The sequence below is a fragment of the Micromonospora sp. S-DT3-3-22 genome (genome assembly GCF_015354745.1).
In the GTDB taxonomy this organism is placed as follows: Bacteria; Actinomycetota; Actinomycetes; order Mycobacteriales; family Micromonosporaceae; genus Micromonospora; species Micromonospora wenchangensis.
Genome location: NZ_JACGMO010000007.1, coordinates 25,108 through 50,072 on the forward strand (window position 1 = coordinate 25,108; position 24,965 = coordinate 50,072).

Sequence of the window (24,965 nt, forward strand, 5' to 3'; positions counted from 1 at the left end):
TCGCGCCGATCCGGTCAGACAAGGCATAGTTGCCGACGGCGTATTCGTACCGTGATGATCCCCGGCCCCCGCCGGGGAAGTCAGACCGGAAGGCGGTGGACGTGTCAACACACCGACGTGCCTGGACGCAGCGGGCCGGTGTGGTCGTAGCCCTGGTGGCCGGCGCCCTGCTCACCGTCCCCGCCACACCCGCCCTGGCAGCCAGCGCCTCCGTCCAGCCCGGGTCGGTGACCGTCAACGCCGGCAGCGACACCACGGTGACCGTTCAGGTCACTCCCGGTGACGGTGACCAGAACGCACAGATCAGTCTGACCGGCCTGCCCTCCGGCGTCAGCTGCTCCGGCTGCGGCCAGCTCAGCTTCAACGGTGACCAGCCGAAGTCCCAGCTGCTGACCCTGCGCGCCAACGACAACGCCGGAGACGCCAGCACCACGGTCACCGTCCAGGTCCGCCCCGACCAGTCCAACCCGACGACCGCCAATTTCCAGCTGAGCGTCAAGGGCAGGGCCGCGCCGCAGACCACCGCGCCGCAGGACAAGCCGACGGTGAAGTCGATCTCCGGCAAGGTGGTCGTGGCGGCCACCGGCGACGCGGTGCCCAACGCGGTGGTGGGGCTGGAGGACTCGACCGGCAAGCAGTTCAACACCACGAGCGACGGCAGCGGCAACTTCCGGATCACCGGGTCGAGTTCCAACCCGATCGCGCCCGGCTCGATGGTGCTCGGGGCCAGCAAGGACGGCGTCGTCGCCACCAAGCCGATCAGCGCGGGGGCCGGGCAGAGCCTGAGCAACCAGCGGATCAGCCTGGCGTTGAAGGTCGAGGTGAGCCCGAGCGCCACCCCGTCGACCTCCGTCGAGCCGACCCCCTCGGAGGAGACGACCGAGGAGACCACCGAGGAGAGCACCGAACCGACCGGCGGGCAGCAGCAGGCCGCGTCGCAGGACGACGACAGCGGGTTCGGCTCCTTCCTGATCATTCTGCTCGGCGGTCTGCTGGTGGCGGCCGGCGTCGGCACCATCGTGCTGCTCTGGATCCGCCGCAAGAACGCCGACGACGACGGGAACGGACCGGCCGGCGCCGCTGCGGCCGGTGGTGTCCCCGGTCCCCGGAGCCCACGCGGCACCGACGACCAGACCCGGGTGGTCAACCGGGTCGGTGCCGGCCCCGACCCGACGATGGTCGGCAGTTCCGCGCTGAGTGACGCGCCGACGATGTTGCAGCGTCCGGTCGTCGACGACGTCCCGCCGGACCCGTACGGCGCGCCACCGCAGCCCTACGGCGCACCGCAGGACAACTGGGCCGGCGCCGGCGGCTACGGCGACGAGCCCGCCGGCCAGGGCGGATACGGCGGGCAGCCGGGCGGCTACGGTGCCGCACCCGCCTCCGGCGGTGGCTACGACAACGCGCCCGCCTCCGGGGGTGGCTACGGCAACGCGCCCGCGTCGGGCGGCGGGTACGGCAACGCGCCCGCCTCCGGTGGCGGATACGGCGGCCGGGACTACGGCGCGACGGCCGGTGCCGGCTACCCGGCGCAGGAGCAGGCCGGCGGCTACGGCGGCGACCAGCGCTACGACGAGCCCACCGGCCGGTACACCGGCGACAGCACCGCGTACGCGCCGGCAGCCGACCCGTACCCGACGAGCACCTACCAGCCGGAGCCGGACGCGTACGGCCAGCCGGGCGCGGGCGGCTACGGCCAGTCCGAGCAGGGCGGCTACGGCCGGGGTGCCGAGCCGACCGGCGGTTACTCCGGCGGCGGCTACGGCCAGCAGGCCGGATACGACGCCGGGCCGGCCCAGGGCTACGGCGGCGGCCAGCGCGGCGGCTACGACCAGCCGACCGGTGCCCACCAGGGCGGCCAGCACGGCGGCTACGACCAGCAGGCCGGGTACGACCAGCCGACGGGTGCCCACCAGGGCGGCTACGACCAACGCGGCGGCGGGTACGACCAGCGGGGTGGCGCCCACCAGGGCGGATACGACCAGCCGGCCGGCTACGACCAGCGCGGCGGCTACGACCAGCAGCCCGGCTACGGCTCCCCGCAGGGCGGCGGCTACGGCCAGGCCGGTGGCTACGCTGCCGAGCAGCAGGGCGGCTACGGCCAGGAACCCCCGCAGCAGCGCGGCGGCGGGTACGACCAGCAGGGCTACGACCAGCAGCAGGGTGGCTACTACGGCGAGCAGGGCCAGCCCGGTCGCGACCAGCCCCCGTCCGGTCGGGCCCGGCCGGACGGCCCGCCCCCGGAGCGTGGCGGACGCCGCCTCGACTGGCTGGACGACTGACCCACCCGCGACAGCGACGACAGTGGGCCGCCCCGATACGTGTCGGGGCGGCCCACTGTCGTTTCCGGGCCGGGGTCAGCCGGCCGAGAAGACACCCTGACGGAGCACCGGAACCACGGTCGAGACGTCCCGCTGGACGGCCGCCTCGACGTCCCCGGCGAAGCCGCTCTCGATCAGCTCACGGCCGGAGACACAGCCACGTACCGCCGCCGGCACGTCCGGGGTGCTGGCCAGGGCGGCGAGCGTCATCGCCGCCTCCACGGACAGCCCACCGGGCACCCCGGAGACGGCGTCCAGCACGCTGGCCGCGCCCAGCAGGTCCTCCACCGAGGGGCGCAGGGTGCCGTCCGGCCAGCGTTCACCGGCGGCGATCACCCCGACCGGGGCGTCCGTCGTGCCGTACCCCTGGTGGTGCAGCCACCGCCCGACGGCGCGGGCGTTGCGCAGGCAGGCCGCGACCACCGGCCGGCCGGTGGCGCTGGCGGCGGCGCTGATCGCGGAGCCGTTCGGCGACGGCAGCACCAGGTCGGCGACGACGGGCGCGCTGCCCAGGGCCGCCGGGGACAGCGACCACGGGTGCGCGGTGGTCGTCTGTCGACGGCCCACCGCCGCCACCGCGCCGACCCGCTGCGCGTAGTCGGCCGCCTGCTCGCCCCAGGGGAACGGGTGGACCCGCACCCCCCGGGCGACCGCGACCTCGACGGCGGTGGTGAACGACAGGACGTCCACCACCACCAGTACGGCACAGACCCGGCCGAGTTCCGCCGCCCCGGTCAGCCCCCAGTCGAAGCGGGCACCCGATCCGGGTTGGACGTGGACGGCCGAGGCCACCGCCTCAGCGCTGATCGGGCGTCGGGCGCTGCCCGTCACCGTCGCCGGTGTCGGAGGCCGTCGCGTCGTCCGCGCCGGACTGCGGGGCGGGCCCGGCCGCCGGTCCGTCGGCATCGTGCCCACCGGCCTCCGACGCGGCGTCCGCACCGGCGGAGGCGTCCGACGTCGACGCGGTGCCCGGTTCCGGCGCGGCAGCGCCGGTCTCCGGGTCGCCCGGCCCCGGGGCGGCGCCCGTCGGAGCGGCCACCACCTCGGCGGCCGGGTCGTCCGCGTCCGCCGGCTGCTGCCGTTCCGGCACGTCCACCGGCTGCGTGGCGGTGGCCGGCGCGATCGTGGTGGTGCCCGTCCGGACCGCCTCGACCTGCACCTGGGCCGCCTCCGGGCCGCCGAAGAGCCGGGGCAGGGTCGCGGTGTGCGCGGCCCGCAGCTCGTCCAGACCGATCCGGAACTGGCCGTGCACGTCCAGGGCACCGCTCGCCGGGTCGGTCACGCCGATCTGCTCCCACGGCACGCCCCGCTCGTCGCAGAGGGCGGTGAACGCCTTCTCGTGTCCCCGGGGCACGGTCACCAACGCCCGGCCGGCCGACTCGCTGAACAGGAAGACGAACGGCAGCGAACCGTCGGCGAACCGCTCCGGCACGCCGATCCGGACCCCGACGCCCCGGCGCAGGCTCGACTCGACCAGGCTCTGGGCCAGGCCGCCGTCGGACAGGTCGTGCGCGGAGCTGAGGTGACCCACCCGGGCCGCCTCGGCCATCAGCTCGGCGAGCTGCCGCTCCCGGCCCAGGTCGACCTGCGGCGGCATGCCGCCGAGGTGCTCGTGCGTCACCCAGGCCCACTCCGAACCGGACAGCTCCACGTGCGTGTCACCGAGCAGGTAGACCTGGTCGTGGTCACCGTTGGCCCGGGGCACGAAGCCCATCGGCACCCGGTCGGCCACGTTGTCCAGCACGCCCAGCACGCCGACCACCGGGGTCGGGTGGATGGCGGCGGCACCGGTCTGGTTGTAGAAGCTGACGTTGCCGCCGGTCACCGGGATGCCCAGCTCCAGGCAGCCGTCCGCCAGGCCACGGACGGCCTCGGCGAACTGCCACATCACGCCCGGGTCCTCCGGCGAGCCGAAGTTGAGGCAGTTGGTCACGGCGATCGGCTTCGCGCCGGTCACCGCCACGTTCCGGTACGCCTCGGCGAGCGCCAGCTTCGTCCCCTGGTACGGGTCGAGGCGGGCGTACCGGCCGTTGCCGTCGACGGAGAGGGCGACCCCGAGGCCGGTCCGCTCGTCGATCCGGATCACGCCGGAGTCCTCCGGCTGGGCCAGCACGGTGTTGCCCAGCACGTACCGGTCGTACTGCTCGGTGACCCAGGTCTTGTCGGCCAGGTTCGGCGAGGCGATCATGCGCAGCAGGGTCTCCCGCAGCGCCTCCGGGTTGCTCGGCCGGGGCAGCGTCTCGGCCCGGTCGGCCTGGAGCAGGATCAGGTCGGCCGGCTCCCGCATCGGGCGGGCGTAGACCGGGCCGTCGTCGACCAGCGAGCCCGGCGGCACGTCGACGACCACGTGGTCGTTCCAGGTGACCAGCAGCCGGCCCGGCCGGCCGTCGGGGGCGGGCGGGGTGACCTCACCGATCGCGGTCGCGAGCACGCCCCACTTGTCGGCGGTCTTGAGCACCGCCTCCAGCTTGTCCGGGGTTACCACCAGCAGCATCCGCTCCTGGGACTCGCTGGCGAGGATCTCGTGCGGCTCCATCGACGGCTCGCGCAGCGGGACCCGCTCCAGCCAGACCCGCATCCCGGTGCCGGCGGACGCGGCGGTCTCGGTGAGCGCGCAGGTCAGACCCGCGCCGCCGAGATCCTGGATGCCGACGACCAGCTCGGCGTCGTACAGCTCCAGGCACGCCTCGATCAGCAGCTTCTCGATGAACGGGTCACCGACCTGCACCGACGGGCGGCGCTGCTCACTGCCCTCGTCGAAGGTGGCGCTGGCCAGCACCGACACGCCGCCGATGCCGTCCCGGCCGGTCTTCGCGCCGAGCAGCACCACGATGTTGCCGGGGCCGGCGGCGTCCTTCTTCTGCAACCGGTCGACCGGCAGCACGCCGAGGCAGAGCGCGTTGAGCAGCGGGTTGCCCTGGTAGCAGGGGTCGAAGACCAGCTCGCCGCCGATGTTGGGCAGGCCGAGGCAGTTGCCGTAGCCGCCGACGCCGGCCACCACGCCGGGCAGCACCCGGGCGGTGTCCGGGTGGTCGGCCGCACCGAACCGCAGCGGGTCCATCACCGCGACCGGGCGGGCACCCATCGCCAGGATGTCCCGGACGATGCCACCGACACCGGTCGCCGCGCCCTGGTAGGGCTCGACGAAGCTCGGGTGGTTGTGCGACTCGACCTTGAAGGTGACGGCCAGCGTGTCGGAGACCCGGACGACGCCCGCGTTCTCCCCGATGCCGGCGAGCAGCCGGTCGCTCGGCGGGGCCTTCTCACCGAACTGGCGCAGGTGCACCTTGCTCGACTTGTAGGAGCAGTGCTCGCTCCACATGATCGAGTACATGGCCAGCTCGGCCTGGGTGGGGCGGCGGCCGAGGATGTGCCGGATCCGGTCGTACTCGTCGTCGCGCAGGCCCAGCTCGGCGTACGGCTGGAGTTCGTCGCCGGTGCCGGCGGCCCGTTGCACGGTGTCCACGCCGTCGGCCCAGTCGGTGACCGGCGTCGGACCGTCGGGCCGGGCGGCGACCGCCGGCGGCGCGACGGCCGCGTGCGGTTCCGCCGGGGCGACGCCCGCGGCTGCCCGAACGGCCGGGTCCTGGTGGGTGGTCATGACCTCTCCTCGCTGCGCTCGTACCCGCCGGTGGGGCGGTGGAGCCGACCGATGTTGCCGCCGCGCACCGTCACGCCGGCGTCCCCACCAGGTGCTTGAGCACCGAGGTGAAGAAGCCGAGACCGTCCAGGGAGGGGCCGGTGAGCGCCTCGACCGCGTGCTCGGGGTGGGGCATGATGCCGACCACGTTGCCGGCGGCGTTGGTGATCGCGGCGATGTCCCGCTGCGAGCCGTTCGGGTTGCCGCCGACGTAGCGGGCGACGATCCGCCCCTCGGCCTCCAGCGCGTCGAGGGTGGCGGTGTCCGCCACGTAGCAGCCCTCGCCGTTCTTGACCGGGATGAGGATCTCCTGGCCGGGCTGGAAGGTGTTCGTCCAGGCGGTGCCGACCGACTCGATGCGCAGGACCTGGTCGCGGTTGCGGAAGTGCAGGTGCTGGTTGCGGGTGAGCGCGCCGGGCAGCAGGTGGGCCTCGCAGAGGATCTGGAAGCCGTTGCAGATGCCGAGTACCGGCAGGCCACCCCGGGCGGCGTCGACCAGGGTCTCCATCACCGGGGCGAACCGGGCGATGGCCCCGCAGCGCAGGTAGTCGCCGTAGGAGAAGCCACCGGGGAGGACGACGGCGTCCACCCCGTGCAGCTCCGGGTCACCGTGCCAGAGCCGGACCGGCTCCGCGCCGGCGATCCGCACGGCGCGGGCGGCGTCCCCGTCGTCCAGCGAGCCGGGGAAGGTCACCACTCCGACGCGGGCGGTCACGAGTTCGCGTCCGCGGTCTCGTCGGCCTCGACCCGGACCGTGAAGTCCTCGATGACGGGGTTGGCGAGCAGCTTGTCGGCGATCTCCCGGGCCCGGTCCAGGTCCGGTTCGCCGGTGAACTCGATCTCGATCCGCCTGCCGATCCGGACGGAGGCGACGTCACTGACGCCGAGCCGCGGCAGCGCGTTTGCGACGGCCTGGCCCTGAGGATCGAGGATCTCGGGCTTGAGCATGACGTCGACGACGACGCGAGGCACTGGGCACTCCTGACTGTGTACGCAGTTGGGTGCCGGCCCACTACGGGCGAGCGCAGCCAGCGTACCTGGCAGATTCCGGTCCGGACGCACCGGCCGGGCGCAGTTCAGGCAGTGATCGACATTACCGGCCGCCGGGACGGGCGGTCGAGATCCGTTCGTTGCCGCTCTGATACGGATTTGTTGCCGATCGTCGCCGCGTCGCTCCGACACACCCTACCTGAGCAGGCAATACGCGGCTCAACGCCAGATTTGCGACCGGTATCCGACAAACAGGGACGAGCACATCCCGGGTCATTTCTGTCACATTGGGCGATCTCGATGTCAGCCTTGTGAAGCCGCTCACCGCCCCCTAGCCTCAATCGTCAAACATCGATGCCTGGTCGGCGTCCACGAAGGGCCACCCCCGCCCCGGACGCCCGACCACGCCCGGCGACCCCGGGCCCGAACCGAAGGAGTCCCCCCGATGCGTCTCCGCTCCACGCTCGCGGTGCTCACCACCGCCCTCGCCGGTGTCCTCGTCGCCGCCTCCGGGGCCACCGCCGCCCCGGCCGGCCCGCAGCCGATCATCGGCGGCAGCACCGTCTCCTCCGCCCCCTGGGCCGCCGCGGTCTTCAGCAACGGGTCGTTCACCTGCTCCGGCAGCGTCATCTCCGCCCAGTGGGTGCTCACCGCCCGGCACTGCGTCAGCGGCACCATGTCCGTCCGGGTCGGCAGCGTCTACTACGCCTCGGGCGGCACCACCCGCACCGTCAGCGCCTCCTACACCCGCAACGACCTCGCCCTGCTGCGGCTGTCCAGCACGGTCAGCACCACCGCGGTCAGCCTGGCCAGCAGCAACCCGCCGGTCGGCTCCACCAACACCATCTACGGCTGGGGCATGACCTGCTACAGCGGCTGCGGGGCGTCCAGCCAGCTCAAGACCGCCTCGGTGCAGGTGACCAGCACCAACGCCACCGACGCGTACGGCGGGCAGGCGATCCGCAGCACCCGGGTCAACGGCAACGCGTGGCGCGGCGACTCGGGCGGCCCGCAGTTCTACAACGGCCGGCAGGTCGGGGTCGCCTCCACCGCCGACGGGTCGAGCATCCAGAACTACGGCAGCGTCGCGTACAACCGGGCCTGGATCACCTCGACGGCCGGTGTCTGACGGTTACCACCCCGCGCGGTGCGGATGGCCGGTCGCGCGCCGGCCGTCCGCGCCGCCTGGTTTTGCAGCATCCGACCAGGTGCGTACGGCACGCTTCGACGCCGTACCGCTGCTGACAGCATCGGAACCGTGCTGGTCGTGACGACGGATCAACTGCCCGGCTACGAGATCCGCCAGATCCTCGGCGAAGTGGTGTCGTCGATGGCGCGGACCCGGAACCCGTACCGCGAGGGGGTCAAGAACCTGCGCGGCGGAGCGTACGACCCGATGGCCCCGGACAACCTCACCCGCTGGCGCACCGACTCGGTGGCCCGGCTCGGCGAGGAGGCCCTGCGCATCGGGGCCAACGCCGTGGTGGGGATGCGCTTCGACAGCCGGGACTGCGGCGAGATGTGGATGGAGATCTGCGCCTACGGCACGGCCGTGATCGTGGTACCCAAGGCCCCCGACGTCATGCCGCACGACCAGCCCCTGGTCGCCGCCGAGACCGCCCACGACCCCGGGTTCGCCGAGGCCCCCGGCGGCATCGCCGAACCGGCGAGCGCCCCCAACCTCTCCTCCGCCGCCGAAACCCCCACCCGCAACCCCTGACCCACCCGCCCCGGCCCTCTGGCCCCGCCTCGCCCCGACTCCCGCCTGACCCCTGCTCCCGCTGACCCCTGCTCCCCGCCTGGCCTGGTCCCCGCCTCGCCCCGGTGATCAAGAGCTTTACGCCAATTCGATCTCCACCACTGACGCAAACCTCTTGATCACCGGGCAGAGCCGACGCCCGGCCGGGCCTGGAGGGGCGTGATCAAGAGGTTTGGGGCTGGTTGATCTCCGGTGGTGACGTAAAGCTCTTGATCACCGGGGACGGGGGGCGGGGGGACGGAGGAGGGTGGGGCGGGGGGCGGGGGGGCGGTTAGAGGATGGGGGGTGGGGAGTAGGTGGCGGCTTCGGGGTGGGCGGTGACGACCGTGGTGATGCGGCGGGTGATCGCGTCCACCTGGGCCTGGGCGGCGCCGGTGAAGGTGGTCGGGTCGGCGACCAGGGTGTCGATCTCGCTGCGGGTGAGGCCGAGGCGGGAGTCGGCGGCCAGCCGGTCGAACAGGTCGTTGTCGGGGGCACCCTTCTCCCGCATCGCGAGGGCGACGGCGACCGCGTGTTCCTTGATCACCTCGTGCGCGACCTCCCGGCCGACGCCCCGGCGCACCGCCGCGACCAGGATCTTGGTGGTGGCCAGGAAGGGCAGGAAGCGCTCCAGCTCCCGGCTGATCACCGCCGGGTACGCCCCGAACTCGTCGAGCACGGTGAGGAAGGTCTGGAACAGCCCGTCGGCGGCGAAGAACGCGTCCGGCAGGGCCACCCGGCGCACCACCGAGCAGGAGACGTCCCCCTCGTTCCACTGGTCCCCGGCCAGCTCGCCGACCATCGACAGGTAACCCCGGATGATCACCGCGAAGCCGTTCACCCGCTCCGACGAGCGGGTGTTCATCTTGTGCGGCATCGCGCTGGAACCGACCTGGCCCGGCTTGAAGCCCTCGGTGGCCAGTTCCTGACCGACCATCAGCCGGATCGTGGTGGCCAGCGACGACGGCGCGGCGGCCACCTGCGCGAGCGCGGCGAGCACGTCGAAGTCCAGCGAACGCGGGTAGACCTGCCCGACGCTGTCCAGCACCCGGGCGAAGCCGAGGTGACCGGCGACCCGACGCTCCAGCTCGGCCACCTTCTCCGCGTCCCCGTCGAAGAGGTCGAGCTGGTCGGCGGCGGTGCCCACCGGGCCCTTGATGCCGCGAAGCGGGTAGCGGCCGATCAGGTCCTCCAGCCGCTCGTACGCGATCAGCAGCTCCTCCGCCGCCGAGGCGAAGCGCTTGCCCAGCGTGGTGGCCTGCGCGGCGACGTTGTGCGAACGGCCGGTCAGCACCAGGCCGGAGTGCTCGTGGGCGAGCCAGGCCAGCCGGGCCAGCGCCGCCACCACGCGGTCCCGGATCAGCTCCAGCGAGGCGCGCACCTGGAGCTGCTCGACGTTTTCGGTGAGATCGCGGGAGGTCATCCCCTTGTGCACGTGCTCGTGCCCGGCGAGCGCGCTGAACTCCTCGATCCGGGCCTTCACGTCGTGCCGGGTGACCCGCTCCCGCTCGGCGATCGAGGCCAGGTCGACCTGGTCGACCACCCGCTCGTACGCCTCGACCACGCCGTCGGGCACCGCCACGCCGAGGTCCCGCTGGGCGCGGAGCACGGCGAGCCAGAGCCGCCGCTCCATCCGCACCTTCTCCTCCGGGGACCAGAGGGCGACCAGTTCGGGTGAGGCGTACCGGTGGGCGAGCACGTTCGGGATCGTCGTCACGTACCTCATTCTCTCCTACCCGACGGCCGCCGCCCTGGTCGGGCCGCCGCGGGGCGGAATGATCGGCTCCCGGGAGGCGGAGCAGCGGTATCGCGCGGGCGGGGACACCGCTGTTCCGCCTCCGATGAGTGGATCACCCGGGCGAGGCCGGGCCTCAGCCCGCGCCCTCGGGCCGACCGGTCAGCGCCCGCCACAACCCCGCGCACGCCTCCTGCTCGGTGTCGCAGGTCAGGCGGACGTCGTACACCCCACGTTCGTACGCCCCGACCTCCCACCGCCCGTCGGCGGAGCGGCGGAGGAACCAGAAGTCGGGTGGCAGGGGAACGTGCTCGTGCACCCCCTCCAGTTCGAAGGCGTCCGGGGAGATCCCGGTCGCGAATAGGGCGTTACGCAGCTCGTGCCGATCCACGATGACCTCCAGGGTGCGTCGACAGGCCGCCGGGCGACCGGCCCGGCAGCCACCAGCCGGCCCAGCCGGACCGGACCGAGCCGGCGGCCGACCAGGTCGGGCCGGCGGCGGATCAGCAGACCGGGGCGGTACGCAGCCCACCGCCCCGCCCACCCTGACGCGGCACGGCGTCGGCCGCGCACGGCGGGGTGCTTCCCCCGAGATACTCCTCGACGATGACGTGGTGGTCGAGGAGCCACTGCACGGTGAGCAGCTTGCCGGCCTCCGGCACGTACGCCGGGTTGAGCTGGAACTGGGTGCCCATGCCGGGCTGGGCGAACCAGGGGGCGATCGGGCCGGAGTCGACGTCGAAGGGCGTCAGCACGCAGTAGGTGTGGTAGTTCGCCAGCGGCGCGGCGGGCGTGGTGGCCGGCGGGGTGGGCGGGGTGTTCAGGCTCTGCGGGGCGAGGGAGCGGGAGCTGAACGGGGTGCCGAGCGGGGCCAGGAAGCTGCCGCCGGTGAAGCCGAACCGGTCGAGCCGGTAGCCGGGCAGCATGGTCTGCCGTTGCTTCACCGGTTTGCCGTCGGGGCCGAGGAAGAAGCCGTTCTCGGGCGGGAAGACCAGCGCCGTGCCGGCCCCGTTCACGGTGTAGTTGCCGATCCACTGGGCTTCGGTCTGCGCACCGAACCGCCGGTAGCCGGCGAGCAGCGGGCCGACCGGGCTCTCCGTCGGCAGCACGGCCGGCCCGAGCAGCCGGTTGTCGTCGTAGAACCGGGTGGTCTGCGGGGCGTCCGGCGGCAGGCCGGGCCGGCACAGGCTCGGTGTGTCCGGCGGCGGCTGCGGGGTGCGGGGTCGGCGGTGTTCGGCGCGGGCGGTGGGCTGCCCGCCGTGGCCGGATCGGTCGTCGTCCGTCCCCGGGGAGCCGGGGCGGTTGCCGTCCGGCCCCCGGGAGGTGTCGTCGACAAGCGTGGCGGCCCGGGCCGTACTGCCCGGCGTGCCGGCCGAGGGGGCGGCCCCGGGGAGGAGGGCCAGGGCCGCGCTGGAGAGCACGGCGAGAAGCCAACGGCTGCGTTTCACCACAAACCTCCTGGAACGGGACGAGTAGCGCCCTCATCCTGCGGAGGTCAGCACGTGAAAGTGAGCTTTTGGGTGGTTCATCCCCCGATGGGTGCCCCGTCCCGGCGGGAGGCGAGACCCGCGCCGGGCGGTGAAGCCCGGGGTCAGCGCTCCAGGATGGCGGTGACGCCCTGCCCGCCGGCCGCGCAGATCGAGATCAGCCCACGCCCGCTGCCCTTCTCGGCGAGCAGCTTGGCCAGCGTGGCCACGATCCGGCCCCCGGTGGCGGCGAACGGGTGCCCGGCGGCCAGCGACGAGCCGGTGACGTTGAGCCGGTTCCGGTCGATCGCGCCCAGCGGGGCGTCCCGTCCCAACCGGTCCTTGCCGAACTCCGGCGACTCCCAGGCGGCCAGGGTGGCCAGCACCTGCGACGCGAACGCCTCGTGGATCTCGTAGAAGTCGAAGTCCTGGAGGGTCAGCCCGGCCCGGTCCAGCATCCGGGGCACCGCGTAGGCGGGGGCCATCAGCAGCCCCTCGTCGCCGTGTACGAAGTCGACAGCCGCCGTCTCCGACCAGGAGAACCAGGCCAGCACGGGGAGCTGGTGCTCGCGCGCCCACTGTTCGGAGGCGAGCAGCACGGTGGACGCTCCGTCGGTCAGCGGGGACGAGTTGCCGGCGGTCATGGTGGCCTGCTCGGCGTCCGGGCCCCGGGTGCCGAAGACCGGCCGGAGCGCGCCGAGCTTGTCCAGGCTGGTGTCGGGCCGGAGGTTCTGGTCCCGGGTCAGACCCAGGTACGGCGTCATCAGGTCGTCGAAGAACCCCCGCTCGTACGCGGCGGCGAGGCGCTGGTGCGAGCGCAGGGCCAGTTCGTCCTGGGACCGCCTGTCGATCTGCCAGCGCAGCGCCGTGCGTGCGGCGTGCTCGCCCATCGACAGCCCGGTCCGGGGCTCGGCGTTGCGCGGCAGCTCGGGCCGGAACGGCTGGTGCGGGCGGAGCTTGGCGGCGATCTTCAGCCGCTCGCCGAGGGTCCGGGCGCTGTTGAGCTTCAGCAGGGTACGGCGCATGTCCTCGTTGATCGCCAGCGGCGCGTCGGAGGTGGTGTCGACGCCACCGGCGATGCCCACGTCGAGCTGCCCGAGGGCGATCTTGTTGGCGACCAGGATCGCCGCCTCCAGGCCGGTGCCGCACGCCTGCTGGATGTCGTACGCGGGGGTGTGCGGGTCGAGCTTCGAGCCGAGCACCACCTCCCGGGTCAGGTTGAAGTCCTTCGCGTGCTTGAGCACCGCCCCGGCCACCACCTCGCCGACCCGCTGCCCGGCCAGCCCGAACCGGGCGACCAGCCCGTCCAGCGCCGCGCCGAGCAGGTCGGCGTTGGACGCGCTGGCGTACCGGGAGTTGGACCGGGCGAAGGGGATGCGGTTGCCGCCGATGACCGCGACCCGCCGGATGCTCTGCACGATCCCGCCTCCGTTTCAGGACTTGCCCACAACCTACTGGCCAGTAGGCTACGCCTATGACCGACAGGTACGCGAGCTTCGTCCAATCGGGGGCCGGCCGCGCGCTGGTCAAGCGCCTCGGGCTGCCCGACCCACCGCGACTGCGCCGGCACACCCCCGGCGACCCGCTGCTGCCCGGCCCGGTCCTGTTCGGCGCGGCCGCCGGCGGCCGGCTCACCGGGCCGGTCACCGCCATCCTCACCGCCGCCGGGGTCGACGTGCGCACCGGAACCGGCGCCACCCCACCCGCCGTCGGGCACGACGGCTCCGCCGCAGCCGCCGACCCGGACACCCCGGGCGGATCGGCCGCCGCCAGCGCGGCGACCGGGAACGGGACGCCCGCCCGGTTCGGTGCCCTGGTCTACGACGCCACCGGCGTCACCGGCTCCACCGGCCTGCGCCAGCTCTACGACTTCTTCCACCCGCAGGCCCGCTCGGTGCTGCCCAGCGGCCGGGTGATCGTGCTGGGCACCCCGCCGGCCGAGTGCGGCTCGGCCCGGGAGGCCACCGCCCAGCGGGCCCTGGAGGGGCTGACCCGCAGCATCGGCAAGGAGTTCGGTCGCGGTGTCACCGCCCAACTGGTGTACGTCACCCCGGACGGGGACGCCGGCACCGCGACCAGCCTGGAGGCGACCCTGCGGTTCCTGCTCTCCGGCCGGTCGGCGTACGTCTCGGGGCAGGTGGTCCGGGTCGGCACCGGGCCGGCCGCCGCCCCGGCGGACTGGGACCGGCCGCTGGCCGGGCAGGTCGTGCTGGTCACCGGCGCGGCCCGGGGCATCGGCGCGGCGGTGGCCCGGGTGCTGGCCCGCGACGGCGCGCAGGTCGTCGCGCTGGACGTCCCGGCGGCCGGCGACGCCCTCGCGGCGGTCGTCAACGAGATCGGCGGCACCGCCGTACAGCTCGACCTGACCGGCGCGGACGCCCCCACCCGGCTCGCCGACCACCTGGCCGACCGGCACGGCCGGATCGACGTGGTGGTGCACAACGCCGGCATCACCCGGGACCGGACGCTGGGCCGGATGGACGCCGACCGGTGGGACGCGGTGCTCGACGTCAACCTCTCCAGCCAGGAACGGATCAACGACGTGCTGCTGGAGCGGGGGTTGATTCCCGAGGGCGGGCGGCTGGTCGCCGTATCGTCGATCGCCGGGATCGCCGGTAACCGGGGGCAGACCAACTACGCGACCAGCAAGGCCGGGGTGATCGGCCTGGTCGACGCGCTCGCCCCGGCGCTGGTCGAACGCGGGATCAGCGTCAACGCGGTCGCGCCCGGGTTCATCGAGACCCGGCTGACCGCCCGCATTCCGCTGGTGATCCGGGAGGCCGGTCGCCGGATGAACAGCCTCGCGCAGGGCGGCCTGCCGGTGGACGTCGCCGAGACGATCGGCTGGTTGGCCTGGCCGGCCTCGGCGGCGGTCAGCGGTAACGTGGTCCGGGTCTGCGGTCAGAGTCTGCTGGGGGCGTGATGGCACGGCGCAGGAACCGACCCGGGGACTCCGACGACGGCGAACTGTCGGTCAACGACCTGATCGAGGGGCCGACCGAGGTCATCTCACCGGCCGCGCTGGCTGCCGCCCGCGCCGCCGGCCCGGCACCGGACGCGGGCGTCGACGAGACCCACGACCTGTCGGCGTACGCCTCCCGGGACCTGGCACCCCCGCCCGCCCCGGGCCCGACGGCGGCCGTCACCGAGGACCTGACGGGCCGGTCGGGCGGCCACGACGGCGAGCCGCCGGCGCAGGCCCGGGTGGTGCTGCCGGGGCTGCCCCGACCGGGCGCGCTCTACCGGCGGGCGCTGCGCGACGCGGTGCCCGGCATCGGCCGGTCCCGCCGGCCGGACGCCGCACCCCCGGTCGAGCTGGCCGTCGCCGGGGTCACCGTGGACCGGGCCCACCTCGCGGAGTACGACCGGGTGTGCGGTTTCCGGTTGGCCGACGCGCTGCCGGCGACCTACCCGCACGTGCTGGGGTTCCCGCTGGCGCTGCGGTTGATGACCCTGCCGGAGTTCCCGTTCCCGCTGGCCGGGGTGGTGCACGTGGGCAACCGGATCACGGTGCGCCGACCGGTCCCGGCCGACGTGCCGTGGGACTTCGTCGCGCACGCCGAGCACCTGCGACCGCATGCCCGGGGGCGGCAGATCGACGTCGTCCTGGTCGGATCGGTCGACGGCGAGGAGGTGTGGCGCGGGGTGTCGACGTACCTGGGTCGGGAGCGCGGGGCCGGCGTCACCGGGCGGGACCCCGGCGAGCGGCCCGCACCGCCGGCCGCCACCGCGCACTGGCGGCTCACCCCCCGGGTGGGTACGGACTACGCCCGGGTCTCCGGGGACCACAACCCGATCCACACCTCCCGGCTGGGGGCGCGGCTGTTCGGTTTCCCCCGGCCGATCGCGCACGGCATGTGGAGCAAGGCCCGCTGCCTGGCCGCGCTGGAGAGCCGGCTGCCGGAGGCGTACACGGTGGAGGTGGGGTTCAAGCTGCCGGTGCCGTTGCCCTCGATGGTGGCGTTCAGCGCCGTCCCGGGTTGGGACTTCGCCCTGCACGACGCCCGGACGGGCCGCCCGCACCTGGTGGGCACCGTCCGCTGAGGCCGGACGCCGCCCGGTGCTGTGCGGCCCGCGTGACGGGACGCACAGCACCGGGCGGGCACCGGGCCGGCTCCACCGGTTGCGGAGCACTTCTTCGTGAGCTAAGTTGTTCTCAGATCGAGTAATTCTCAACCTGAGAGGAACGCCGTGAACGAGCAGGACTTCCTCGCCGGGTACGACCCCAGCGCCTACCCCGCGACCGCGATCACCGTGGACGTGGTGGCGCTGACCATCCGCGAGGGCGCGCTGCACCTGCTGCTGATCCGGCGTGGCCAACCCCCGTACCAGGGGCACTGGGCGCTGCCCGGCGGGTTCGTCCAGCCCGACGAGGACCTCGCCACCGGGGCCCGCCGTGAACTCGCCGAGGAGACCGGCCTCGGCGGCGACCGGCTGCGCCGCGTCCACCTGGAACAGCTCGCCAGCTACGGCGCGCCGGACCGGGACCCCCGGATGCGCATCGTCTCCGTCGCCCACCTCGCCTTCGCCCCCGACCTGCCCGACCCGGTCGCCGACAGCGACGCCGACGAGGCCGGGTGGCTGCCGGTCACCGCCCTGCCCAGCCGGCAGCTCGCCTTCGACCACGCCCGGATCGTCGACGACGGGCTGGAGCGGGCCCGCTCCAAGCTGGAGTACACCCCGCTGGCCACCCGCTTCCTCGGCCCGGAGTTCACCATCGCCGAGCTGCGCGGCGTCTACGAGACGGTCTGGGGGCACCCGCTGCACGCCGGCAACTTCCACCGCAAGGTGCTCTCCGTCCCCGGCTTCGTCGAGAGCACCGGCGGCAACACCGAACGCGGTGGCGCCCGGGGCGGTCCCCGGGCCCGGCTCTACCGGGCCGGTGACGCCCGGCTGCTGCACCCGGCGCTGCTGCGCCCCGCCCGGGAGGAGACCGTCCGGTGAGGACCGACGAGGCGATCCGGCTGGTCGCGGCAGCCCGCACCGACGCCGACCTGTTCGGCGTCGACACCCCGGCCCGGCGCTACCGCGAGTTGGTCGCGGCCCTGCACCCCGACCGGCTGGGCGCGCTCGACGCCCGGGTACGCGCCGCCGCCACCGACGCCTTCGTCCAGGTCACCACCCGCTGGCAGGCGACCGGCACACCCGACCCCGCCGGTCCTGCCTCCGCCCGGCCCGCACCCGCCGGCCGCACCGCCACCGACGCGACGGTCGTGCTCGGCGGATACCGGCTCGGCGCGCTCGCCCACGCCGGCGACCTCGCCGACCTCTACGACGTCGGGGCGGACCGGCTGCTCAAGCTGCCCCGCGACCCGGCCGACAACGACCTGGTCGCCCGCGAGGCGTACGCGCTGCGGCAGATCGAGGACCGCGGCGACCCGCGCCACCTGCCGTACGTGCCCCGGCTGGTGGACAGCTTCCGGCACCGCGACGCCGCCAACGGGGCGGAACGCCGGATCAGCGTGCTGGCCGCCGTACCCGGGCTGCACGACCTCGACGCGGTACGCCGGGCGTACCCCGACGGGCTGGACGCCCGGGACGCGGCCTGGATGTGGCGGCGGCTGCTGGTCGCCCTCGGCCTGGCCCACCGGGCCGGCGTGGTGCACGGCGCGGTGCTCCCCCGGCACGTGCTGATCGAGCCGGACGCGCACGGCGTGGTGCTCGTCGACTGGTGCTTCTCCGCCGTCGACGGCGGCACCGTCCCGGCGCTGGTCCCCGGCCACGAGGACTGGTACCCGCCGGAGGTCACCGCGCGGCGGCCGGCCGGCCCCGGCACCGACCTGGCGATGGCCGCGACGTGCATGAGCTGGCTGATGGGCGACCGCGCCCCCCGCGAACTGCGCGCCTTCGCCGACGGCTGCCGCCGCCCGGCGCTGGCCGCCCGACCCGACGACGCCTGGCGACTGCTCGGCGAACTCGACGAGGTGCTCGACCGGCTCTACGGGCCGCGCACCTTCCGACCGTTCACCCTCAACCCCTAGGGAGGCTGCCATGGGCAGCGGAATCTGGTCCACCGACGTGTACGACGCCGCCGACCGCTACCGGAAGAAGAAGGGCAGGAGCGCCTTCTCCTACAGCGACAGCGGGGCCCGGACCGTGCACCCGGCGCTCGACCCGCGCGGCGCGGTCCGGGAGAGCCGGGACTCGGCCGAGCACCCGCAGTCGACACCCATCGCGGTGCTGTTCGATGTGACCGGTTCGATGGGGACCGTGCCCCGCACCCTCCAGGCCAAGCTGCCGCAGCTGCTCGGCCTGCTGCTGCGCCAGGGCTACGCCCGCGACCCGCAGGTGCTGTTCGGCGCGATCGGCGACGCCACCTGCGACCGGGTGCCGTTGCAGGTGGGGCAGTTCGAGTCGGACAACCGGATGGACGAGGACCTAGGCCGGATCGTGCTGGAGGGCGGCGGCGGCGGTCAGATGACCGAGTCGTACGAGCTGGCGATGTACTTCATGGCCCGGCACACGGTCACCGACAGCTGGGAGAAGCGGGGCCGACGCGGCTACCTGTTCATCATCGGCGACGAGCTGGCGTACCCCCGGGTCAGCCGGCGGGAGGTGAGCCGGCTGATCGGCGACGACCTCGGCGAGGACGTGCCGCTGCGGCAGATCGTCGACGAGGTGACCCGCCGCTGGGACACCTACTACCTGCTCCCCGCCGGCAGCCACTACGCCGGCAACGCCAAGGTGCTCGACTTCTGGCGGGACCTGCTCGGGCAGCGCGCCGTCGTCCTCGACGACCTGGACGCGGTCTGCGAGACCATCGCGCTCACCGTCGGCCTCGGCGAGCAGGCCATCGACCTGGACGAGGGGCTGCGCGACCTGGACCGGGCCGGCTCCACCGCCGGCCGTACCGTGTCGAAGGCGCTGGCCACGCTGGGCGGCGGCCGGCGCGCCGAGGTCTCCACGCTGCCCACCGCGTCGCGCCGGACCGGTGGGGTGACCCGGCTGTGACCGGCCTCCCCGACCCCGGACAGCCCGGCCGGCACGTGATCGTGGTCGACCTCGGTTACGGCGACGCCGGCAAGGGCACCGTCGTGGACTGGCTCTGCGCGACCCGCCACGTGCACACCGTGGTGCGGTTCAACGGGGGTGCGCAGGCCGCCCACAACGTGGTGCTGCCCGACGGCAGGCACCACACGTTCGCCCAGTTCGGGGCGGGGACGTTCCGCCCGGAGGTGCGTACCCACCTGGCCCGGCAGCAGGTGGTGGACCCGCTGGCGCTGGCCGCCGAGGCCGACCACCTCGCCTCGGTCGGGGTGCCCGACGCCCTCGACCGGCTGACCGTCGACGGGGAGGCGCTGCTGGCCACGCCGTACCACCGGGCCGCGAACCGGCTCCGGGAGATCGCCCGGGGGGCCGACCGGCACGGCTCCTGCGGGTTGGGGGTGGGCGAGTCCGTCCGGTACGGGCTCGCCCACCCCGACGAGGCACCCCGGGTGGCCGACTGCCGGGACCGGGAGCTGCTGCGCCGCCGGCTCACCGCGCTGCGGGACCGGTTGACCGCCGAACTCGGCCCGCTGGACGCCCCGCCGGTGGCGGACTGCCTGCCGGCGTTCACCGGCTTCGCCGACCGGGTGGCGATCGTCGACCGGTCGTACCTGGCCGGGGTGCTGCGGGCGGGGACTGTGGTGTTCGAGGGTGCGCAGGGGGTGCTGCTGGACGAATGGCACGGCTTCCACCCGTACACCACGTGGAGCACCACCACCTTCGCCAACGCCGAGGCGCTGCTCGCCGAGGCGGGGGCGGCCGGGTCGGCGTACCGGCTGGGGGTGGTGCGGACGGTGACCACCCGGCACGGGCCCGGTCCGTTGGTCACCGAGGACCGGACGCTGCCGTTGACCGACCCGCGCAACCCGACCAACCCGTGGCAGGGCCGGTTCCGGTTCGGCCACTTCGACGCCGTCGCCCACCGGTACGCCCTGGACGTGGCCGGCGGGGTGGACGGCCTCGCCCTCACCCACCTCGACCTGACCCGCCCCGGCCCGGCCCGCCCGGCGCTGAAGCTGTGCCGCCGCTACGACGGCATCGACCGGTTGCGCCCCGGCCCGCCCGGCGACCTGGAGCGGCAGGCGGCCCTCACCGCCCGCCTGCTGACCACCCGCCCGGTGTACGACGCCCCGCCGACCGACTGGCCGGCGGCGGTGTCCGAGGCGCTGGCCGCCCCGGTGGTGCTCACCTCGCACGGCCCCACCGCCGCCGGCAAGCGGGAGCACGGCCGGTCGGCCGCCGATCCGCTGCCGGCTCCCCAGCGGGTGAGCTGATCCGGGGCCCGGGGCGGCGGCCTGATCCGGCGACTGGGCCCCCGGCCGGCGGCCCAGCGTCGAGCATGAGGGCATGCAGTCGGTGCTCGACCTGCTCCACCACACCGTCACCTCACCCTGGGTGTACCTGGTGATCTTCGTGGTGACCGCAGTCGACGCGTTCTTCCCGGTCGTGCCGGGCGAGACCGTGGTGATCACCGCCGGGGTCTTCGCCGCCACCGGCGAGCCGAACCTGACCGCGGTGATCGCGGCGGCGACGGTGGGCGCGCTCGTCGGCGACCACGCCTCGTACGGCATCGGCCGGGGCGGGGGCGCGCACCGGCTGGCCCGGCTGCCCGACGGCAGTCGCCGCCGGACCGGGTCGGACTGGGCCCGCCGGGCGGTGGACCGGCGGGGCGGCTCGATCCTCACCACCTCCCGGTTCGTCCCGGGCGGTCGTACGGCCGTCACGCTCACCATGGGCGCGGTGCGCTACCCGCTGCCCCGTTTCCTGCTCTTCGATACCGTCGCCGCCGTCGTCTGGGGCCTGTACTGCGGGCTGCTCGGATATTTCGGCGGGCTGGCCTTCGAGCGGGACCCGGTCCGGGGGCTGCTCGTCGGCGTCGGGCTGTCGCTGGCCGTCACCGGGCTGTTGGAGCTGGTCCGCTGGCTGCGTCACCGGGCCCGCCACCGCGCCGCCACCCACCGCTGACCCCGCCGGTGGGGCGTCAGTCCGCCGGGGGACGCCAGGTGACCCCGTCGAGGAGTTGGGCCGCGCCGAGCCAGGCGACGTTCATCATCCGGGTGGCGGTCTTCTCCGGCTCGGCCTCCGGGTGGTCGGCGAGCCAGTCGGCCAGCGACTCGCTCGCGCCGACCAGGGCGTACGCGACGACCTCCAGTTCGGTCGCGGCGACCTCCCGGTCCCGGGCGCGCAGCGCGTGGTCGAGCATCCCGGCGACCACGTCGACCAGCCGGGCGCGCATCGCGGCCAGCTCGGCGGCGAACGGCTGGGAGCCGCGGGCCTGCCGGTAGAGCACGGCCCAGCCGTCGCGGTGCGCCCCGACGAAGCCGAAGAAGGCCCGCAGGCCGCGCCAGAGCCGCTGGTCGGGCGGGAGGTCGGGGGCGGCGGCCCCGGCGATCGCCAGCATCATCCGGGCGGTCTCCCGGTGCAGGCAGGCGATGAAGAGTTCCTCCTTGGTGCCGAGGTAGGCGTAGACCATCGGTTTGGAGATGCCCGCGTCCTCGGCGATCTCGTCCATGCTGGCGGCGTGGAAGCCGCGCCGGGAGAAGACCTTGACGGCCGCGTCGAGCATCTGCTGCTCGCGTACGGCCCGGGGGAGGCGCTTGAAGCTCGGCGTGCTGGACACCCTTGCGAGCATACCTACTCGTGCGTAAGGTTACGCTAGAGTAACCAGAACCGGTCCGCCCCGAGAGGTGCAATTTCCATGACTGACTTCGACCCGGCCAACTTCGCCAACTACGGCCCCAAGGAGTTCGCCCAGCTGGTCAAGTCCACCCCGGACGACAAGATCGCCGAGGTGATGTCCGGCGACCTGCGCGGCAAGGTGCTCAGCGAGGTCTTCGGCCGGATGCCGCAGATCTTCCGCGCCGACCGCGCCGGCGCCACCAGCGCGGTCATCCACTGGAACATCACCGGCCGGCCCGACGGCGGCAGCGACACCTACGAGATCGTCATCGAGAACGGCACCTGCACCGTCTCGGAGACCCCCACCCGCGACCCGAAGCTCACCCTCAGCATGGGCCCGGTCGAGTTCCTGAAGATCGTCTCCGGCGGGGCCAACCCGGTGATGATGTTCATGACCGGCAAGCTCAAGGCCAAGGGTGACCTGGGCCTGGCCGCCAACATCGCCAACCTGTTCGACATCCCCAAGGCCTGACGATGGCCGAGTTCTCGCTCGACCTGAACGAGGAACAGCGGGACCTGCGGGACTGGGTGCACGGCTTCGCCGCCGAGGTCGTGCGCCCGGCCGCCGCCGAGTGGGACGCCCGGGAGGAAACCCCCTGGCCGGTCATCCAGGAAGCGGCGAAGATCGGCCTGTACGGCTTCGAGTTCCTCGCCACCTGCTGGGCCGACCCCACCGGGCTGTCCCTGCCGATCGCCAGTGAGGAACTCTTCTGGGGCGACGCCGGCATCGGGCTGAGCATCTTCGGCAGCTCGCTCGCCGTCGCCGCCATCTACGGCGCCGGCACCCCCGACCAGCTCGTCGAATGGGTGCCGCAGTGCTTCGGCACCGTCGACGAACCCGCCGTCGCCGCGTTCTGCACCACCGAACCGGAGGCCGGCTCCGACGTCGCGGCCATGCGTACCCGCGCCGGCTACGACGAGGCCACCGACGAGTGGGTGCTGAGCGGGCAGAAGGCGTACGCCACCAACGGCGGGATCGCCGGGGTGCACGTGGTCACCGCCTCCGTCGCGCCCGAGCTGGGCTCGCGCGGGCAGGCCGCGTTCATCGTACCGCCGGGGACGGCCGGGCTGCACGCGACCCGCAAGCTGAAGAAACTGGGACTGCGCGCCTCGCACACCGCCGACGTCTTCCTCGACGACGTCCGGGTGCCCGGACGCTGCCTGCTCGGCGGGAAGGACGCGCTGGACGAGCGGCTGGCCCGCGCCCGGTCCGGCCGGCGGGCCAGCGGCCAGGCCGCGATGCGCACCTTCGAACTGTCCCGGCCGACCGTCGGCGCACAGGCGCTCGGCGTCGCCCGCGCCGCCTACGAGTACGCCCTCGACTACGCGAAGGACCGGGTCCAGTTCGGCCGGCCGATCATCGAGAACCAGGCCGTCGCGTTCGCGCTGGCCGACATGAAGATGGAGATCGACGCCGCCCGGCTGCTGGTCTGGCGGGCCTCCTGGATGGGCCGCAACAACCGGCCGTTCACCGCCGGCGAGGGCTCGATGTCCAAGCTCAAGGCGGGCGAGGTGGCCGTCGCGGTGACCGACAAGGCGGTGCAGCTCCTCGGCGGGGCCGGCTTCCTGCGTGACCACCCGGTCGAACGCTGGTACCGGGACGCCAAGATCTACACCATCTTCGAGGGCACCTCCGAGATCCAACGGCTGGTCATCTCCCGGGCCATCTCCGGCGTCCAGATCCGCTGACCGTCGCCACCGGTCGACCGCCCGGTCACCGCCCGTCCACCACGGGCGACGCCGACTGGGCGGTCGGCCGGCGACGACGCATGATCGGAAAGGAATCCCTGGTGAGGCCCCGGCCGGGCCCCACGTCGTACCCCGAAGGAGGTCGCCGGATGGACCTGCCGTTCATCGTGGCCACACTGACCAGGCGGGGACTGCTCACCCCCGGACGTCCCGTCCGGGTCGCCTCGCAACTCACCGCGCTGCGCCGGTGGGGCTGGGGCATGGCCGGCGAACTGCGGCAGGCCGCCGCCCGCGACCCCGGCCGGGTCGCCGTCGTCGACGAGCACGGCCACGAACTCACCTACCGGGAACTGCTCCACCGGGCCGAACGGCTCGCCCGGTCGATGCGCAGCGTGCTCGGCGTACAGGCCGGGGACCGGGTCGGGTTGCTGTGCCGCAACCACCACGGGCTCATCGAGGGCATCGTCGCCGCCACCCTGCTCGGCGCCGACGCGGTGCTGGTCAACACCGGGCTGTCCGCCGCGCAGCTCGCCACCGTCGCCGAGGAGCAACGGCTGCGGGTGCTGGTGCACGACACCGAGTTCGCCGAGCGGGTCCTGGGTGTCCCCGCCGAGGTGCACCGGGTCGACGAACCCGGCCTCGACGACCTGATCGCCGCCGCGCTCCCCGGCGACCGGCTCACCCCGCCCGCCCAGGACGGCCGGACCATCGTGCTGACCTCCGGCACCACCGGCACACCCAAGGGGGCCCGCCGGCCCGTCCCGCCCGGTTTCGGCCCGCTGGTGTCCATCATCGACCGCATCCCGCTGCACACCCACGACACCGTGCTGATCGCCGCCCCGATCTTCCACACCTGGGGATACGCGGCACTCCAGGTCGCCTTCGCGCTGCGCGCCAGCATCGTGCTGCACCGCCGGTTCGACCCGGCCGCCACGCTGGCCGCGCTCGTGACGCACCGGTGTCAGGCGCTGTTCGCCGTACCGGTGATGGTGCAGCGCCTGCTCGACGTGCCGCCGCCGGAGCCCCGGCCGGCGCTGAAGGTGGTCGCGGTCAGCGGCTCGGCGCTGCCCGGCGGCCTCACCACCCGCTTCATGGACACCTACGGCGACGTCCTCTACAACCTGTACGGCTCGACCGAGGTCTCCTGGGCCGCCATCGCCGGCCCCGCCGAGCTGCGCCGGGCCCCCACCACCGCCGGCCGCCCCCCGCACGGCACCCGCCTGGAGATCCTCGACGACGACGGGAAGCCGGTGCCGGCCGGGCGGGTCGGCCGGATCTTCGTCGGCAACGAGATGCTCTTCGAGGGCTACACCTCGGGGGCCCGCCGGGAGACCCACGACGGGCTGCTCGACACCGGTGACCTCGGCCGGGTCAACGCCGACGGGCTGCTCTTCGTCGACGGCCGTGCCGACGACATGATCGTCTCCGGCGGGGAGAACGTGTTCCCGTCCGAGCTGGAGGACCTGCTCGCCCGGCTGCCGCAGGTCCGCGAGGCCGCCGTGCTCGGCGTGCCGGACCCGCAGTACGGGCAACGGCTGGCCGCGTTCCTCGCCCTGCACCCCGGCGAGACCCTCGACCCCGAGGCGGTACGCGAGTACGTCCGACGCTACCTGGCCCGGTTCTCCGTACCCCGGGACGTGATCTTCGTGAAGTACCTGCCGCGCAACGCCACCGGCAAGGTGCTCACCCGCGAACTCCGCCGCTACTACGGCTGATCCTC

Annotated in this window: 22 protein-coding genes; 13 read left to right on the top strand and 9 right to left on the bottom strand. The window is 73.9% G+C overall.

Features of this window, described 5'->3' with window-relative positions; all coding sequences use genetic code 11:
- The first annotated feature begins 101 nt into the window (after positions 1–101).
- The gene (locus tag H1A17_RS03230) at positions 102–2,282 is read left to right on the top strand and encodes a carboxypeptidase-like regulatory domain-containing protein (RefSeq protein ID WP_194821024.1); all 2,181 of its coding nucleotides are present in this window, start codon (positions 102–104) and stop codon (positions 2,280–2,282) included.
- Between the two features lie 75 nt (positions 2,283–2,357).
- Here the strand turns inward: H1A17_RS03230 and H1A17_RS03235 are convergent, their stop codons facing one another.
- From H1A17_RS03235 to purS, 4 genes are all read right to left on the bottom strand, one after another.
- A complete protein-coding gene (locus H1A17_RS03235; RefSeq protein ID WP_145922501.1) occupies positions 2,358–3,113 on the bottom strand; it encodes a 2-phosphosulfolactate phosphatase in 756 nt (251 codons plus the stop codon).
- A 4-nt stretch (positions 3,114–3,117) separates the two neighbouring features.
- Positions 3,118–5,922 carry a phosphoribosylformylglycinamidine synthase subunit PurL gene (purL, locus tag H1A17_RS03240; RefSeq protein ID WP_194821025.1) on the bottom strand — a complete coding sequence of 935 codons (2,805 nt, stop codon included), beginning with the start codon at positions 5,920–5,922 and terminating at the stop codon, positions 3,118–3,120.
- 70 nt (positions 5,923–5,992) lie between these two features.
- Positions 5,993–6,676, bottom strand: a complete 684-nt coding sequence (purQ, locus tag H1A17_RS03245) for a phosphoribosylformylglycinamidine synthase subunit PurQ (RefSeq protein ID WP_088641952.1) — start codon at positions 6,674–6,676, stop codon at positions 5,993–5,995.
- Positions 6,673–6,933: a phosphoribosylformylglycinamidine synthase subunit PurS gene (purS, locus tag H1A17_RS03250; RefSeq protein ID WP_145917320.1), complete on the bottom strand. Its 261-nt coding sequence runs from the start codon at positions 6,931–6,933 to the stop codon at positions 6,673–6,675. Before purS ends, purQ begins: the two co-directional genes overlap by 4 nt.
- A 463-nt stretch (positions 6,934–7,396) precedes the next feature.
- Between purS and H1A17_RS03255 the strand changes: the two genes are divergently transcribed.
- Positions 7,397–8,080, top strand: a complete 684-nt coding sequence (locus H1A17_RS03255) for a DUF1986 domain-containing protein (protein ID WP_194821026.1) — start codon at positions 7,397–7,399, stop codon at positions 8,078–8,080.
- A 24-nt stretch (positions 8,081–8,104) separates the two neighbouring features.
- Positions 8,105–8,671, top strand: coding sequence for a YbjQ family protein (locus tag H1A17_RS03260; protein WP_194821046.1), 567 nt, complete (start codon positions 8,105–8,107; stop codon positions 8,669–8,671).
- A 310-nt stretch (positions 8,672–8,981) separates the two neighbouring features.
- Here H1A17_RS03260 and purB read toward each other — a convergent pair whose 3' ends face one another.
- From purB to H1A17_RS03280, 4 genes are all read right to left on the bottom strand, one after another.
- Positions 8,982–10,406 (bottom strand): adenylosuccinate lyase, encoded by a 1,425-nt coding sequence (gene purB / locus H1A17_RS03265; protein WP_145917317.1) that lies wholly within the window; start codon positions 10,404–10,406, stop codon positions 8,982–8,984.
- Between the two features lie 154 nt (positions 10,407–10,560).
- Positions 10,561–10,815, bottom strand: coding sequence for a hypothetical protein (locus H1A17_RS03270; protein WP_145917316.1), 255 nt, complete (start codon positions 10,813–10,815; stop codon positions 10,561–10,563).
- A 112-nt stretch (positions 10,816–10,927) separates the two neighbouring features.
- Positions 10,928–11,872, bottom strand: coding sequence for a TNT domain-containing protein (locus tag H1A17_RS35455; protein WP_194821027.1), 945 nt, complete (start codon positions 11,870–11,872; stop codon positions 10,928–10,930).
- Between the two features lie 143 nt (positions 11,873–12,015).
- Positions 12,016–13,308, bottom strand: coding sequence for an acetyl-CoA C-acetyltransferase (locus H1A17_RS03280; protein ID WP_194821028.1), 1,293 nt, complete (start codon positions 13,306–13,308; stop codon positions 12,016–12,018).
- A 56-nt stretch (positions 13,309–13,364) separates the two neighbouring features.
- Here H1A17_RS03280 and H1A17_RS03285 point away from each other — a divergent pair, with 56 nt between their 5' ends.
- From H1A17_RS03285 to H1A17_RS03315, 7 genes are all read left to right on the top strand, one after another.
- Positions 13,365–14,813, top strand: coding sequence for a 3-oxoacyl-ACP reductase (locus H1A17_RS03285; RefSeq protein WP_145917313.1), 1,449 nt, complete (start codon positions 13,365–13,367; stop codon positions 14,811–14,813).
- Between the two features lie 230 nt (positions 14,814–15,043).
- Positions 15,044–15,934: a MaoC/PaaZ C-terminal domain-containing protein gene (locus H1A17_RS03290; RefSeq protein ID WP_375372785.1), complete on the top strand. Its 891-nt coding sequence runs from the start codon at positions 15,044–15,046 to the stop codon at positions 15,932–15,934.
- A 147-nt stretch (positions 15,935–16,081) separates the two neighbouring features.
- Positions 16,082–16,834 (top strand): NUDIX domain-containing protein, encoded by a 753-nt coding sequence (locus H1A17_RS03295; protein ID WP_194821030.1) that lies wholly within the window; start codon positions 16,082–16,084, stop codon positions 16,832–16,834.
- Entirely contained in the window at positions 16,831–17,871 is a 1,041-nt protein-coding gene (locus H1A17_RS03300; protein WP_145917310.1) for a serine/threonine protein kinase, read from the top strand. The genes H1A17_RS03295 and H1A17_RS03300 overlap by 4 nt, the downstream gene beginning before the upstream one ends.
- A 10-nt stretch (positions 17,872–17,881) precedes the next feature.
- A complete protein-coding gene (locus H1A17_RS03305; protein ID WP_194821031.1) occupies positions 17,882–18,841 on the top strand; it encodes a hypothetical protein in 960 nt (319 codons plus the stop codon).
- On the top strand, positions 18,838–20,151 hold the full coding sequence (locus H1A17_RS03310) for an adenylosuccinate synthetase (protein ID WP_309236688.1): 1,314 nt from the start codon (positions 18,838–18,840) through the stop codon (positions 20,149–20,151). Before H1A17_RS03305 ends, H1A17_RS03310 begins: the two co-directional genes overlap by 4 nt.
- A 73-nt stretch (positions 20,152–20,224) precedes the next feature.
- Positions 20,225–20,842, top strand: a complete 618-nt coding sequence (locus H1A17_RS03315) for a DedA family protein (protein ID WP_145917307.1) — start codon at positions 20,225–20,227, stop codon at positions 20,840–20,842.
- Between the two features lie 16 nt (positions 20,843–20,858).
- On the opposite strand, the gene H1A17_RS03320 is transcribed toward H1A17_RS03315, so the two are convergent.
- Positions 20,859–21,497: a TetR/AcrR family transcriptional regulator gene (locus H1A17_RS03320; RefSeq protein WP_194821032.1), complete on the bottom strand. Its 639-nt coding sequence runs from the start codon at positions 21,495–21,497 to the stop codon at positions 20,859–20,861.
- Positions 21,498–21,575: 78 nt separating this feature from the next.
- Between H1A17_RS03320 and H1A17_RS03325 the strand changes: the two genes are divergently transcribed.
- The 3 genes from H1A17_RS03325 to H1A17_RS03335 all read left to right on the top strand — a co-directional run bounded on the left by H1A17_RS03325 (position 21,576) and on the right by H1A17_RS03335 (position 24,960).
- On the top strand, positions 21,576–22,028 hold the full coding sequence (locus H1A17_RS03325) for an SCP2 sterol-binding domain-containing protein (protein WP_145917305.1): 453 nt from the start codon (positions 21,576–21,578) through the stop codon (positions 22,026–22,028).
- Between the two features lie 2 nt (positions 22,029–22,030).
- Complete coding sequence (locus tag H1A17_RS03330; RefSeq protein WP_145917304.1) at positions 22,031–23,245, top strand: acyl-CoA dehydrogenase family protein; 1,215 nt, start codon at positions 22,031–22,033, stop codon at positions 23,243–23,245.
- 149 nt (positions 23,246–23,394) lie between these two features.
- On the top strand, positions 23,395–24,960 hold the full coding sequence (locus H1A17_RS03335) for an AMP-binding protein (RefSeq protein WP_145917303.1): 1,566 nt from the start codon (positions 23,395–23,397) through the stop codon (positions 24,958–24,960).
- Positions 24,961–24,965: the final 5 nt, after the last annotated feature.